Annotated in this window: 13 protein-coding genes; 5 read left to right on the forward strand and 8 right to left on the reverse strand. The window is 69.0% G+C overall.

From position 1 onward, the window contains the following. Nucleotides 1-105 precede the first annotated feature (105 nt). Complete coding sequence (locus tag GB880_RS00580; RefSeq protein WP_154493462.1) at nt 106-603, reverse strand: SRPBCC family protein; 498 nt, start codon at nt 601-603, stop codon at nt 106-108. Continuing rightward, nucleotides 593-940 (reverse strand): ArsR/SmtB family transcription factor, encoded by a 348-nt coding sequence (locus GB880_RS00585; protein WP_154493463.1) that lies wholly within the window; start codon nt 938-940, stop codon nt 593-595. Before GB880_RS00585 ends, GB880_RS00580 begins: the two co-directional genes overlap by 11 nt. A 156-nt stretch (nt 941-1096) precedes the next feature. On the opposite strand from GB880_RS00585, the gene GB880_RS00590 reads away from it, so the two are divergent. Next, nucleotides 1097-3463 (forward strand): 1-deoxy-D-xylulose-5-phosphate synthase N-terminal domain-containing protein, encoded by a 2367-nt coding sequence (locus GB880_RS00590; protein WP_154493464.1) that lies wholly within the window; start codon nt 1097-1099, stop codon nt 3461-3463. Here the strand turns inward: GB880_RS00590 and arsJ are convergent. The 6 genes from arsJ to GB880_RS00620 form a co-directional block, all read right to left on the reverse strand. Continuing rightward, nucleotides 3460-4662 (reverse strand): organoarsenical effux MFS transporter ArsJ, encoded by a 1203-nt coding sequence (gene arsJ, locus GB880_RS00595; protein ID WP_229774369.1) that lies wholly within the window; start codon nt 4660-4662, stop codon nt 3460-3462. The genes GB880_RS00590 and arsJ overlap by 4 nt on opposite strands. Nucleotides 4663-4748: 86 nt before the next feature. Further along, nucleotides 4749-5756 (reverse strand): ArsJ-associated glyceraldehyde-3-phosphate dehydrogenase, encoded by a 1008-nt coding sequence (locus GB880_RS00600; protein WP_154493466.1) that lies wholly within the window; start codon nt 5754-5756, stop codon nt 4749-4751. A gap of 3 nt (nt 5757-5759) precedes the next feature. Beyond that, nucleotides 5760-6599, reverse strand: coding sequence for an arsenate reductase/protein-tyrosine-phosphatase family protein (locus tag GB880_RS00605; RefSeq protein WP_263467209.1), 840 nt, complete (start codon nt 6597-6599; stop codon nt 5760-5762). A gap of 1061 nt (nt 6600-7660) precedes the next feature. After that, nucleotides 7661-9445, reverse strand: a complete 1785-nt coding sequence (locus GB880_RS00610; protein ID WP_263467210.1) for a heme biosynthesis HemY N-terminal domain-containing protein — start codon at nt 9443-9445, stop codon at nt 7661-7663. 10 nt (nt 9446-9455) lie between these two features. After that, a complete protein-coding gene (locus GB880_RS00615) occupies nt 9456-10931 on the reverse strand; it encodes a hypothetical protein (protein WP_263467211.1) in 1476 nt (491 codons plus the stop codon). Between the two features lie 108 nt (nt 10932-11039). Next, entirely contained in the window at nt 11040-11735 is a 696-nt protein-coding gene (locus GB880_RS00620; RefSeq protein ID WP_263467212.1) for a uroporphyrinogen-III synthase, read from the reverse strand. 69 nt (nt 11736-11804) lie between these two features. Here GB880_RS00620 and tsaD point away from each other — a divergent pair, with 69 nt between their 5' ends. From tsaD to GB880_RS00640, 4 genes are read left to right on the forward strand one after another with little or no spacing between them, the layout of a single operon-like run. Continuing rightward, complete coding sequence (tsaD, locus tag GB880_RS00625) at nt 11805-12869, forward strand: tRNA (adenosine(37)-N6)-threonylcarbamoyltransferase complex transferase subunit TsaD (RefSeq protein ID WP_263467213.1); 1065 nt, start codon at nt 11805-11807, stop codon at nt 12867-12869. Beyond that, the gene (locus GB880_RS00630) at nt 12866-13816 is read left to right on the forward strand and encodes an NAD(P)H-dependent glycerol-3-phosphate dehydrogenase (protein ID WP_154493709.1); all 951 of its coding nucleotides are present in this window, start codon (nt 12866-12868) and stop codon (nt 13814-13816) included. Before tsaD ends, GB880_RS00630 begins: the two co-directional genes overlap by 4 nt. Then, nucleotides 13813-14088, forward strand: coding sequence for a YciI family protein (locus GB880_RS00635; RefSeq protein ID WP_154493710.1), 276 nt, complete (start codon nt 13813-13815; stop codon nt 14086-14088). The genes GB880_RS00630 and GB880_RS00635 overlap by 4 nt, the downstream gene beginning before the upstream one ends. Next, entirely contained in the window at nt 14088-14513 is a 426-nt protein-coding gene (locus tag GB880_RS00640) for an EVE domain-containing protein (RefSeq protein WP_154493711.1), read from the forward strand. Before GB880_RS00635 ends, GB880_RS00640 begins: the two co-directional genes overlap by 1 nt. Nucleotides 14514-14555 lie beyond the last annotated feature (42 nt).

Consider the following 14555-nt stretch of genomic DNA (forward strand, 5'->3'; position numbering starts at 1 on the left):
CATCATTGCGCCCGCTGTCAGTCGCGCAGCAGCGCATTCGGGGAAGCGCGACGGCAACAGCATGACATGCCCCGCGCGCATTCGCCCCGGATGCCCTGCGCTCAATCACGCGCCTGCCCTTGCCGCGCGCGCGGCAAGGTGCCGGGCCAGCTTGTCGAGCGTCTGGACACCGTATTCGACCGCGCCGAAGCCGATGGTCGCCTGCCGCTGCGCGCGCGAGGGGTGCATCTGGCGCAGCGTCAGCACCGTCTTGCCGTCCGACTGCGCGTCGAAGGTGACGAGCATGCGGAACCGGCCCGGGTCGTCGTCGCGGTCCGCGCCGTGTTCGACCTCGATCCGGTGCGGGCGGTCCAGGATCAGGAAGGTCATGCGGTTGCCGTAACGGGTGCCGTCCGCCGCCACCATGTCGAAGCGCCACACACCCCCCTCGGTCAGGTCGATGGCATGGGTCTCGATGACCATGCCCTCGGGTCCGAACCAGGCGGTGATCTGGGCGGGATCGGTCCAGGCGTCGAACACCGCCTCGGGGCTGGCATCGAGCACCCGGGCAAGGACGATCTCGCGGTCGAGCGGCCAGTCGGCCCAGGCGGAGTCAGCGGTCAAGGTCGGAATCCTTCTTTATGCGGTTCAGATGCGCCTCCAGCCGGTCGAGCCGAGCTTCCCAGGCCAAGATGTGGGCGGAGAGCCAGGCCTCGGTCTGGCGCAGGGCGTCGGGGACAAGCGCACAGCGCCGCACCCGGCCCGTCTTTCGCGACACGATCAGCCCGCCGCGTTCGAGCGCGGCGATATGCTTGAGCATCGTCGGCAGGCCGATGGCGAAGGGCTGGGCCAGATCGCCGACCGATGCCTCGCCCTGCGTCAGCCGCGCGACGATGGCGCGCCGGGTCGGATCGGCGAGGGCGGCGAAGGCATGGTCGAGTCGCTGCGAATTGTTTTCCATATGGCGAAGTAACCGCGCAGGCGCAGCTTCGTCAAGAACAGTTCGCCAAACGGCAAAATTTTTGTCGCCGCAAGGAACGCAATTCGGCCATGGCCCCGGCGCGGAACCGCGCTAATCTGGCCCGGCATCCCGCCCCTGCCACATCCGAGCGCGCCCATGACCCCGACCGACCTGTCCCACCTGAAAACCATCGAACAGCGGCTGCTGTGGCTGTCGCACTGGATGATCCACCACGCCAATCACATCCGACCCAAGGTCGATGCCATCAAGATCGGCGGGCATCAGGCCTCGTCGGCGTCGATGGTGTCGATCATGACGGCGCTGTATTTCCATGCGCTGCGCCCGCAGGACCGGGTCGCGGTCAAGCCGCACGCGGCGCCGGTGTTTCACGCCATGCAATATCTGATGGGCCATCTGGACCGCGCCCGCATGGAAAATTTTCGCGGCTATGGCGGGGTGCAAAGCTATCCCAGCCGCACCAAGGATGTGGATGACGTGGATTTCTCGACCGGGTCGGTGGGGCTGGGCGTTGCCATCACCTGCTTTGCAGCCCTGGTGCAGGATTATATCGCCGCCAAGGACTGGGGGCGCGACCTGCCCCTGGGCCGCATGGTGGCGCTGGTCGGCGATGCGGAACTGGACGAAGGCAATATCTACGAGGCCCTGCAAGAGGGATGGAAGAACGATCTGCGCAACTGCTGGTGGATCATCGACTATAACCGCCAGTCGCTGGACGGCATCGTGCGCGAAGGGCTGTTCGCCCGCGTCGAAAAGATCTTCGACGCCTTCGGTTGGGACGTGGTGCGGGTGAAATACGGCGCCTTGCAACGGGCGGCCTTTGCCGAACCGGGCGGTGAGGCGCTGCGCGACTGGATCGACCGTTGCCCGAACCAGGAATATTCGGCGCTGACCTTCATGGGCGGCGCGGTCTGGCGGCGGCGATTGCTCGAGGATCTGGGCGATCAGGGCCCGGTCAGCGCGCTGATCGAGCGTCGCTCGGACACCGAGCTGGCGGCGCTGATGGAAAACCTGGGCGGCAATTGCGTGCAGACCATGGCCGAAGCCTTTGACGCCATCGACCACGACCGGCCGACCTGCTTTCTGGCCTATACGGTCAAGGGCTGGGGCACCCCCATCGCCGGGCACAAGGACAACCACGGCGGGCTGATGAACCCCACGCAATTCGCCGTCTGGCAGCGCCATATGGGCGTGCCGCCCGGACAGGAATGGGAACCCCTGGCCGGCGTGCCCGATCCGGCGGCGCTGCGCGACTTTCTGAACCGGGTGCCGTTTTTTGCCCAGGGTCGGCGGCGGCATCAGGACGCGCGCATCGCCGTGCCCGACATCGCCCTGGACAGCGACCGGACGATTTCGACCCAGGCCGCCTTCGGCAAGATCCTGGACGACCTGTCCAAGGGCGACAGCGCGCTGGCCGCGCGCATCGTCACCATGTCGCCCGATGTCACCGGCACCACCAACCTTGGCCCCTGGGTCAACCGGCGCAAGCTGTTCGCGCGCCAGGCCCAGGCCGATGCCTTCATCGAACACCGCATCCCCTCGACGGCGAAATGGGAATTCACCCCCCAGGGCCAGCACATCGAACTGGGCATCGCGGAAATGAACCTGTTCCTGCTGCTGGGTGCGGCGGGGCTGGGCCACAGCCTGTTCGGCAAGCGGCTGTTTCCCATCGGCACGGTCTATGACCCCTTCGTGCATCGGGGGCTGGATGCGCTGAACTACGCCTGTTACCAGGATGCCCGCTTCATCATCGCCGGCACGCCGTCGGGGGTGACGCTGGCACCCGAAGGCGGCGCGCATCAGTCCATCGGCACGCCGCTGACCGGCCTGTCGCAAGACGGGCTGGCGGCGTTCGAGCCCGCCTTTGCCGACGAACTGGCGGTCATCATGCACTGGGCCTTCGATTACCTGCAGCGCGATGGCGAGGGTGACCCGGACGAACGCACCTGGCTGCGCGACGAAACCGGCGGCTCGGTCTATCTGCGGCTGACGACCAACCCGCTCGAGCAGCCGGGCCGGCGCCACGACGACGCCTTTCGCCAGGGCGCCATCGACGGCGCCTATTGGCTGCGCCCGCCGGGGCCGAATTGCGATGTGGTCATCGCCTATCAGGGCGCCGTCGCGCCCGAGGCGATCGCCGCCGCCGGGATCATCGGCGAACACCGCCGCGATGTCGGCGTGCTGGCCATCACCTCGGCCGACAGGCTGAACGCCGGCTGGACGGCGGCGCAGCGGGCGCGGGCCCGTGGAAATCGCGCCGCGCGCAGCCATATCGAACGGCTGCTGGCCCCCCTGCCCCGCGACTGCCTGATCGTCACCGCCATCGACGGGCATCCGGCGACGCTGGCATGGCTGGGCGCGGTCGCGGGCCACCCCACCGTGCCGCATGGCGTGGAACATTTCGGCCAGACCGGAACCATCGCGGACCTTTACCGCCACTTTGGCCTGGACCGTCAGGCCTTGGCGCGTTCGGTTCTGGAACTGTCGGCCGGGTCGCGCGGCTAGGCCATGCCGTCCCGATCCGGCGCCAGCCGCCGCGCGGCCAACCAGCTGGCCAGTGCCAGCAGCCCGGCGGTGGCCAGACACAGGCCCAACCCGCCAATCTGATAGCTGACCCCCGACAGCAGCGTGCCGATCAGCCGGCCCGCCGCATTGGCCATGTAGTAGAACCCCACATCGCGGGTGATCCGCTGCGCCGAGCCATAGGCCAGGATCAGATAGGAATGGACCGAGGAATTGACCGCAAAGACAAAGCCGAACAGAAGCAGGCCCGCGATCAGCGTACCGGTCAGCCATGGCGCCGGCCCACCCGCCGCCCAAGCCGCCAGCGCCAGCGCAAAGGGGATCGGCACCAGCAGCCCCGACCACAGGATCGCCTTGCGGGTGATCGCGGCCTCGGGCTGGGCCTTGCCGCCCAGCAGCCGCGGCGCCATCGCCTGCACGGCCCCATAGCCGATGATCCACAGCGCCATGAAGCCGCCGATCAGGAAAAACGCCTCGCGCCGGCCTTCGGCGGTGCCGTCCGACAGCACCGACTGGAAATAGATCGGCACCCCGACCACGAACCAGACATCGCGCGCTCCGAACAGGAACATGCGCGCCAACGACAGCCGGTTCACCCGCAGGTCGCGGGACCGCCAGCCCGACCAGCTTTCCTTGGACGATACCCGACCGGGCAGACCCGCAGGCAGAAACAGCACCACCGCCAGCAATATCGCGGCCAGCACCGCCGCCATGCCCCACAGCGCCGCGTCGAAGCCCGCCAGCGCCAGCAGCGCCGCGCCCAGAAAGAAGCCCAGGCCCTTCACTGCGTTCTTGGAACCGGTCAGCACCGCCACCCAGCGAAACAGTGCGCCCTGTTCCGTGGGTGCCAGCAACTTCACGGCCGATTTCGACGACATCTTGGCCAGATCCTTGGCGACGCCCGACACCCCCTGCACCGCCATGACGAACACGACCGAAGCCGCGATTCCCCAGGCCGGGTCCAGCAGGGTCAACCCCAGCAGCGCCGCGATCTGCAGCGCCAGCCCCGCATAAAGCGTCGCCGCCAGGCCGAAACGTGCCGCCAGCCAGCCGGCGGCAAGGTTGGTCACCACCCCCGCCACCTCATACAGCAGAAACAGCCAGGCCAGCTGCACCGGGGAAAACCCCAGCGCGTTGAAATGCAAAAGCACCAGCATGCGCAGCGCGCCATCCGACAGCATGAAGGCCCAATAGGCCGCCGTCACCGCGGCATAGGCGCGCAAGGGGTTCGCGGGCGGCCGGGGCCGGGGGTGGGTCGCGGCCTGGCTCACATCGCCCCCAGGATCATCCGCGCCAGGTCGCCCATGCGACAGGCATAGCCCCATTCGTTGTCATACCAGGCATAGATCTTGACCTGGGTGCCGTTCACCACCATCGTCGAGGGCCCGTCGATGATCGCGGATCGCGGATCATTGGTGAAATCGCCCGACACCAGCGGCCGCCGCTCGAAACCCAGAATGCCCTGCAGCGCGCCCTCGGCCGCCCCAGACAGCAGGGCGTTCACCTCGTCGACGCTCGTCGCCCGCTCGACCTCGAACACGCAATCGGTCAGCGAGGCGTTCAAGAGCGGCACGCGGATGGCATGGCCGTTCAGCCGCCCCTTGAGTTCGGGATAGATCAGCGTGATCGCCGTGGCGCTGCCCGTGGTGGTGGGGATCAGGTTCATCAGCGCCGAACGCGCGCGGCGCATGTCCTTGGCCGGGCGGTCCACGATGGTCTGGGTGTTGGTCACGTCATGGATGGTGGTGATCGAACCGTGGCGGATGCCCAGGTTTTCGTGAATGACCTTGACCACCGGCGCCAGGCAGTTGGTGGTGCAGGAAGCAGCCGTGACCAGCGCCTGCGAACCGTCGTAAAGATGATGGTTCACCCCATAGACCAGGTTCAGTGCCGCCGCATCCTTGATGGGCGCGCTGACCAGCACCGTCCTGACGCCGGCGGCGTAATAGGGCGCCACCTTGGCCGCGGTCTTGAACACACCAGTGCAGTCGATCACCAGATCGACCCCCAGTGCCGCCAGCGGCAGCGCCTCGATGGTCCTTTCATGATGCAGCGGGATGGTGTGACCGCCCAGGGCCAGCGCACCGGGCAGGTGCCGGACCGGAGTGGACCAGCGGCCATGCACGCTGTCGAATTCCATCAGCAGCGCGTGCTGTTCGGCATCGCCCTGGGCATCGTTCAGCAGCACGATCTGATCGCCCTGGCCTTTGTCGATCAGGTCACGCAGCACCAGCTTGCCGATACGTCCCAATCCGTTCAATGCGATACGGGCCATTCTTCACGCCTTTTCCTTGTCGTCGCTGCCGATTTCATCGACACGGGCCTGCAGCGAAATCCGGCTGAGCGAGGCAAAGGGCAGTTCGACAAAGGCCATGATCCGGCGCCGCAGCGCGCCATAGGTCTGGGCAAACACCAGCGCCTTTTCCGCATCGGTCCCGGTCGCCTTGACCGGATCGGGCAGCCCCCAATGGCCGGTTATCGGCTGGCCGGGCCAGGGCGGACATTCCTCGGCCGCGGCGGTGTCGCAGACGGTGAACACGAAATCCATCACCGGCGAATCCGGCTGTTGAAATTCGGAAATGTGTTTGGAACGCAAACCGGCGATGTCATGGCCATTGCGCTGCAGGATCTCGAGCGCAAAGGGGTTGAGTTCCGTGTTCGGGCGGGTGCCGGCCGAATAGGCGCGAAACCGCCCCTGACCCAGGTCGCGCAGCAGCGCCTCGGCAAAGATGGAACGGGCGGAATTGCCCGAACAGATGAACAGCACGTCAAAACCGTCGTCGCGCATGGCAGCGTCCTTTCGCGTGGCCAGCATGGGGGCAAGCAGGTCGGGTCGGGCGCGGCCGACGTCCAGGGCGAGATAGCCGATCAGCGCCTCGACCAGGTCCAGATCGACCGCATAGAACAACGACCGCCCCTGCCGCGTCGCACCGACCAGGCCCGAAACGGTCAGATCGGCCAGATAATGCGACAGGGTATTGGGCCTGATGCCCAGCGCCTCGGCAATCTCGGTCGGCCGCACCCCGCGCGGGGCAAAGCGCATCAGCAGTCGAAAGACCGCCAGGCGACCGGGATGACCCAGGGTGGCAAAGGCAAGGCTGGCGCGGTTGTGTTCCATAATTCCCGAATAATGGAATCATATGCGCCGATCAAATGAACTTTCCATGACAGTCGGATGACCGCCAAGCATGACGGTCGCCGAAGCGGTCTGGTCCGTCCTCCGACCGGCCCGCGGGCAGGATACCTTATGGCGAAGCTGCCATGTGCAAGGACAACCACGCGACCGTTGCCCAGACCCTGAACCGCTGTTTTCCGGACCGGAGACTTCGACATCAGCGCGCAGCTCGGCGGGACGGGCAAGATGCTTTTACCCGCGCTGTGGGTCGACAGGGCGTCATCTGCATCGTGCCGGCCTTTCGTTTTCTGTCGACAGACCGGGCTGGACCCCGGCATCCTGCCCCTGGGGCGCCCATCGTCATGGTGTCATCGGCCGGAATCGCGGCAGAGGCCGCTGGCGACGATTCCCAGATCCATCCCGACGCCAGCAGCAGGAACGCGCATGTTCCGCACCAAAGCAGGTCGATTCACGGATGATCCGCTGGGTGTGTCCGGCCGCAGAGCTCGCAGGTCTGCGGCCGGGCCCTGACCTGTTTCGTGACCTGTGATCGGGAAACCGCGTCGCTCCGCATCGCCACGCGCGGATCCGCCACTGTGGGGGATTTGCCCGATGACAGCCTGCGCGGCCGGCGGCTGGGGGCCTCTGCCGGATGATGCCGACAGCGACGTCTGCGGAATATCCGACAGCGGCAGCTGCACGAATGTTGGCAAATGGCTTGCGCCGCGCCCGCGACCGGCGGCGTCCCGGGCGCGGAATGATGGAGAGGCATCGATCGCGGTCCCGCCCCGTCGCCCTGCGGGTCAGCGCCCTCAACGAGGACGGTCATGCCGCGCGCGAAGGATCGGCATGGCCATGAGCCCTATCGGGACTATTGCTGTCGCCCCTCACAGGAATCACGCGCGATTGCCCCGGCCATGCCTGAACGTCGGCCAAGGGCGATTGGCAGCATCCACGGTTCCTGCCCCGCCGGCTCAGGGTTCCGCGCCTGCTGGCCGGACGCCACGGCAGCCCCCGGTTCCGGCGCTGGCCCGCTGTCGTGCTGCGCCGGCCCGGGTCAGCCATCAACCGCGGCGCGGTTCCGGCCCCGAGGGCCGAGCCTCGGGCGGCTCGACATCGGGGCGCACGGGCAGGATGTCCTCGGCACCCGCAATCACCGGGCTCCGGCGCGGGGTGGCAACAGGTTCCGACGGCGCGTCGGGCGTCGCGGCGGGGCGATGGGACAGCGGCGGCTCGGGATCGGTCACGGTCATGGCCGGCTCGGCCCCGTCAGGCTCGGCAGCGGGCACCACCCGATAGTCGGATTCGCGCGGCACCATTCCGGGAGGCACATTCGCGACCTCGACGGTCGCACGCGGCGCAGGCGGCTCGGCCCCGGTGGCGGCCGCATCCATCCCTTCGGGGGTTGCCTCCGGCACCGGCGGCGCCGAAGTGGCAAGAACCCGGTCGGACCCGGCACCGGCAGCGGGCTTGCCCACCAGCAGCGGCAGCATCTCGACGCCGTTCGTGGTCGCAGCCCCCCAGGCAGGGGTTTCCGGCTCGCGCCAGGTCAGGGTGTCGAACCCGCCGCAACTGTCGCAGACGGGCGACCATTCGGCCATGACGTTATGACATTTGTCGCAGACCCATTGCGGGCCGCGGCTGGCCACCAGCGCCTTGGCCAGAATGCCGCGCACCACCGCGTCATCGGACCCTTCGCCACGTTCGACCGCCGCCAGGATCGACAGCGACCGGACCGTGGGGTGCTTTTCGGCCAGATCACCCAGGGCGCGGCGGGCCCCGGGAAAATCTTCGGCCGCCAGCAGCAATTCGGCGCGCAGCAGCCGCGTTTCCTCGTGATCGGGATTCTGGCGCATCAGATCCTCGAACCGACGCAGACGCGCGGCGGGTTTTTCATCGGGAACGATTTCGGCATAGGCTGCCGCGATCGCGGGATGGGGCCGCACGCTCCACGTCTTTTGCAACACACGGCTGGCATTTCGGCTATCACCTTGCGCGATATAGCTGCGTGCCGCCAGCACCGCCGCAGGGATCAGGTCGGGGCTGGCGCGGTTGGCCGAAATCGCCGCCTCGCGCGCGCTGATCGAATTGCCCTCGGCCAGGACTTCCGAGGCTTCCTTCAGCGCCAGCACCGCATCGCGGCGAATATGCACGTCCTTGGGCAGTTGTCCCTGCTGGCGCTTGTCCTTCAGCACGGCGCGGGCGCCCTTCCAGTCGCCCTGCCGGGTCTGCAATTCCAGCAGCATGTCCTGCACCTCGCCGTGCCGCGGCTTGAGCGCATAGGCCTTTTCGGCAAGCTTCAGCGCGGTGGGCAGATCGCCTTCGTCCAGCTTTTGCCGCATCAGCCCGCGCACGCCGACAAAACGCGTGCGCGGATCGGACAGCATGCGGCGATAGACCTCGGCAGCGGTGGCGCGGTCACCGGCCACCTCGGCGGCCTGCGCCGCCAGCAAGTCGGTGACATGCGGCTTGTCCAGAAAACGCGCCGCCCGCGCCGCCTTGTCCTGCGCCAGACGCCCTTCGCCCGAAGCAACCGCCAGCATCCCCTCGGACAGCGCCTCGTAACCCTTGCGCTCGCGCGAGCGCGCAAAATAGCGGGTGATCGAGGTTTCATCGCCAAGCAGAAAGCGCACGAAAGCCAGGATCAACCCGATCAGCTTGACCAGCAGCCACCCCAGCAGCACCGCGATCAGCACCGCGATCACCGCCTGCACCGGGCCAAGCACATATTCCGTGCCGCCATAGACCAGACGGAAGCCCTGGCCATATTCGGCAAGTTGCATCGCACCCAGCGTCACCGCCAGCACGATGGCAAAGAAGATCATGATTTTCAGCGCCGAAAGCAGCATCTCTTGCCCCTTATTGCGTGCCGGCGGCCAATGTGGCCAGGGCGGCCTGGGCCTCGACCCAGGTAGTTGCGCGGGCCGTCCAGTCGGCCATGGCGGTGCGACCCACCTCGGGCAGGGTGGCGATTTCCGACAGTGCCCCGGCGACATCGCCGGCGTTCACGGCGGCATCGGCGCGCGACAGCACCGCATCGGGGTCGCTGCCTTCGCGCGGCTCGACGGAACGCGCCCCGGTCTGGACGCGCAGGAAATTGCCGATGGTGCCGGCGATGCCGCCCTGATCGGGCGCGGCCTTGCGCGTCGCGGCCAGCGCAGCGCGCGCCGCGGCGGGGAAATCGGCCCGCAGCTGCGCCAGGGTCGGCACATCGCCCGCCAGTGCGTCGGGCACCTCGACACCAGCCTGTCGCAGATCGGTCAGCGCCTGGTCGCGGGCACCGCCATTTTCGATGGCGGCCTGCAGTGCCGCGGCCGCCGCAGCCGCGCGGGCGCGCCGATCGGCCGCCTCGGCGGTTTGCTTCAGGGCCTCGGCCTGGGCCTCGGCGGCGGCGATGCGCTGCTGGGCCTCTTCCGCGGCCCGGGCGATCTGCGCCTGAAGATCCTGCGCCTGCTGCGCAAAGGCGCGGGCCTCGTCGGCGCTGGCTGCATCGGCGGCGGGCCGCGCGGCAAGTTCGTCGATGCGCGCCTGCTGCGCCGCCAGCCGCTGGGAGAATTCGTTCAGCACCCCTTGCAAGGCAGCGCCCTCGTCGCCCGAGACGACGGCCGGGGGACGCGCCGCAAGCTCGGTCACGGATTTTTCCAGCGCAGCCAGCTTGTCCTGCAAGGATTTCAGCGCTTCGCCATCGGCGGACGTGGACGAGGCTGAATCGGCCAGGGCCTGCCGCGCGGCATCGGCGCCGGCCTGTGCCGCGCGTGTGGAAAAGGCATCGGCCTGCGCCTGAATCTCTGCCCGCGCAGCCTCGACCGCAGCCGAGCGCAGCGCGTCCTCGGAAAGCACCGGGGCGACAGCTTCGCCTGCCGCCGGGCGCAGGGCTGCGGGCAGATGCGGGATCGCCCAATAGGTCGCGGCGGCGCCCAGACCGGCAGCGATGACCCCGCCCAGCACCAGGGGCGCAAACCCGCCCCGGCGCACCTCGACAACGCGGGCAGCAGGGCTATGCGCGGAGGAGGCCGACGCAGGATCGGCGGAGATGCCCGCAGAATCCGGGCCAGAGGGGGCTACCGGGGCCGACGCCGCCGCAGTGGGAGCCGACCCACCCGCAGCAGCGTTCGCTGCGCTGGCGCGAGGCCGCGGCATGGCTGCGGCCGGTCCCTGACCGTCGCCGACCAGGCGCGACTCGATCGCGGGCTTGGGTTCGGCCGGGAGGCTGCTGCCTGCGGTCGGGGCGGTAATCGGCCGGCTTTCGATCGCCGCGCCGGGCACCGGTTCGCGGCGGGGCTTGTCGCCCTGGGCGGATTTGTCGCTGCTGGGATGGGTTTCTGGCTTTTTCACAACTTTTCCCCGATCTTGGGCCGTGGCGGCCGTTCTGCGCAGCGCGGCAGGACCACGCACCCGATGCCACAATCTGCGCCGAGTCCGTGGCACAGTCTAGATGCCGCATCATGTCCCCTCAACCCGGCGTTCCGGGGAATGTTCCCTGCCCAGCAGCGCCGAAATGGCCCCGCGCACGCCGGGGCTGTCGGGCGTTTCGGCCAGCTGGCGGCGCGCGGCGGGCGCGTCCCAGGCCCGGTTCGCGGCGGCACTGATAGGTGCCAGCCAGATGGGCGCCCGCGGCTGGCCGAGCTGATCGGCCAGCACCTGGGCCGAGCGCGGCGAGAACAGCGGCACCAGCACCGGCGCAGGTCCGGCCAGCACCGCCCGCGCCTGATCGTTCAGCGCCATCGGCTGCTGGTCATAGACCACCATGCCCGGCACCGGCAGCACCTTGGCCACATGCGCGCCATGCGGATGCAGCCAACCCGGCCCCAGATCCTGCAACAGCGGCAGCATGCGTTCGGCGTCGCCCGGCCCCTCGGTCACGCGGTATCCCGCCGCCCGCGCCGCCTGCGCTGTCGCCGGCCCCACGCAGATCGCCGGCCGCCCCCGCCCCGGCCCCGCCGCCGCCAGCGCATTGACCGAGGTCAGCACCAGCCCGCTGGCCGCCGCCAGCCGCGCCGCATCATGCGCCACCGGCACGATGCGCAGCACCGGCGAAATCACCACCCGCAGCCCCAGATCGGCAACCGCTGCGGCAAAACGCCGCGAGGCGTCCTCGGGGCGGGTCAGAAGCAGCACGGGCAGGCAGGTCTGCGGCATGGCAATCGACGCAACATGGTGATACTTCCCCTTGCCTAGGACCTGGGCGGCGCACAGACAAGGACAAGCATGTCACTGACCTTTCTTGGCATCGAAAGCAGCTGCGACGATACCGCCGCCGCCGTGGTGCGCGGGGATCGCAGCGTTCTGGCCTCGGTCGTGGTGGGGCAGACGGCGCTGCACGCCAGCTTTGGCGGCGTGGTGCCGGAAATCGCCGCCCGCGCCCATGCCGAAAAGCTGGACGGCTGCGTGGCCCAGGCGCTGGCGCAGGCCGGGCTGGGCCTGCGCGATCTGGACGGTATCGCCGTTACTGCCGGGCCTGGATTGATCGGCGGCGTGCTGTCGGGGGTGATGCTGGCCAAGGGGCTGGCGGCCGGCAGCGGCCTGCCGCTTGTGGGGGTGAACCATCTGGCCGGCCACGCGCTGACGCCGCGGCTGACCGATGGCGTCGAATATCCCTATCTGATGCTGCTGGTCTCGGGCGGGCATTGCCAGTTCCTGCGCGTTGACGGCCCGCGCGACTTCGCCCGCCTGGGCGGAACCATCGACGACGCCCCGGGCGAGGCCTTTGACAAGGTGGCCAAGCTTCTGGGTCTGCCCCAGCCGGGCGGCCCCGCGGTCGAGGCCGCCGCCCGCGCCGGCGACCCACGCCGCTTTGCCCTGCCGCGCCCGCTGCTGGACCGGCCGGGTTGCGACCTGAGCTTTTCGGGGCTGAAAACCGCGGTCCTGCGCCTGCGCGACGATCTGGTGGCGGCGCAGGGCGGGCTGCACGAACAGGACCGTGCCGACCTTTGCGCCGGGTTTCAGGCCGCCGTGGCCGAAGTGCTGGCCGAAAAGACCCGCCGCGCCCTGCTGGCCGCACCGGCGCCGGTGCTGGCGGTGGCGGGTGGGGTCGCCGCCAACCAGACCCTGCGCCAAGCGTTGCAGCAGGTGGCGTCGCAGGCGGGCGCCCGCTTTCTGGCGCCGCCCCTGCAGCTTTGCACCGACAATGCCGCCATGATCGCCTGGGCCGGGATCGAGGCATTTCAGGCCGGCCAGCGCGACGGCATGGATCTGGCAGCGCGGCCGCGCTGGCCGCTGGACCGCAGCGCCGCCCCGATGCTGGGCGCAGGCAGGAAAGGCGCCAAGGCATGACCGGCACGCTTTCGATCATCGGCGCCGGCGCCTTCGGAACCGCCCTGGCGGTCAGCCTGGCGGCGCGCGGCCCGGTGACGCTGTGGGGGCGCGACATCGACTGGGCGGCAACGGGGCTGAACCCGCGCCTGCCGGGGATCGCCATGCCGCCGGGATTGCGCGTCACCGACGATCTGGACCAGGCGCGCGCCGACACCATGCTGCTGGCGCTGCCCGCGCAGGTTCTGGGGGGCTTTCTGTCCGAACATGGCGCCGCGCTGGACCGGCGAAATCTGGTCAGCTGCGCCAAGGGGATCGATCTGGCGACGCTGCGCGGCCCCTCGGCGCTGATCGCGGCGGCCTGTCCCGATGCCACCGTCGCCGTGCTGACCGGGCCCAGCTTTGCCGCCGACATCGCCCGCGGACTGCCCACGGCGCTGACGCTGGCCTGCGCGCGCGCCGATCGGGCCGAGGCATTGCAGCGCCAGCTGTCCACCGCCAGCCTGCGGCTTTACCGCAGCAACGACGTGACCGGGGCGGAACTGGGCGGGGCGCTGAAGAACATCATGGCCATCGCCGCCGGCGCCGCCATCGGCGCGGGCTATGGCGACAGCGCCCGCGCCAGCGTCATCACCCGCGGCTTTGCCGAAATGACCCGCCTGGCGCTGGCATTAGGCGCGCGGGCCGAAACCCTGACGGGCCTGTCCGGCCTGGGCGACCTGGTGCTGACCTGCACCTCCGAACAGTCACGCAACTTTCGCTATGGCCTGGCGCTGGGCGCGGGCCAGCCCTTTGCCGCCGGCACCACGGTCGAGGGCGCGGCCACCGCCCGCGCCGTCGCCGCCCTGGCCCCGACGCTGGGCATCGACATGCCGATCTGCCAGCTGGTCGCCGGCCTTGCCCAGGGGCGCATCGCCATGGAACATGCGCTCGATCTTTTGCTGAACCGCCCGCTGAAGGAGGAATGATGCCGCTTTTCGCCCTGATCTGCCGCGATGCGCCCGACATGCTGCAAACGCGCCTCGATACCCGCGAACGCCACCTGGCCTGGCTTGCCCAACGGCCGGGCGTGATGGTCGGCGGCCCGATGCTGCAGGACGGCCAGCCCTGCGGTTCGCTGCTGATCGTCGAGGGCGACAGCCTGGACGAGGTGCGCGCCTGGGCGGCCGGCGATCCCTATGCCCAGGCCGGCGTTTTCGGATCGGTCGAGATCGTCGAATGGCGCAAGGTGATCGGCTGATGGCATATTGGCTGTTCAAGTCCGAACCCGATGTCTTCAGCTTTGACGACCTGATCGCCCGCGGCGAAACCGGCGAGCAATGGGACGGCGTGCGCAACTATCAGGCCCGCAACAACATGCGCGCCATGCAGCTGGGCGAGCGGGGATTTTTCTATCATTCCAACCTGGGCAAGGAGGTGGTCGGCATCTGCGAGGTAGTGGCCACCGCCCATCCCGATACCACCGCCGACGATCCCAAATGGGAATGCGTCGATGTCAAGGCGGTGGCCCGCCTGGCCCGGCCAGTCAGCCTGGATCAGGCCAAGGCCGAACCGCGCCTGGCCCAGATGGTGCTGGTGACGAACTCGCGCCTGTCGGTGCAGCCGGTGACCGAGGCGGAATGGCAGGTGATCCTGGAACTGGCAGGCGGCACCCGCGATCTTTGACAGCACGGACCACGGCCAGACCGGGTCGGCCCCCGTGCCGCG

The sequence above is a fragment of the Paracoccus sp. SMMA_5_TC genome, from assembly GCF_009696685.2.
Classification (GTDB): domain Bacteria; phylum Pseudomonadota; class Alphaproteobacteria; order Rhodobacterales; family Rhodobacteraceae; genus Paracoccus.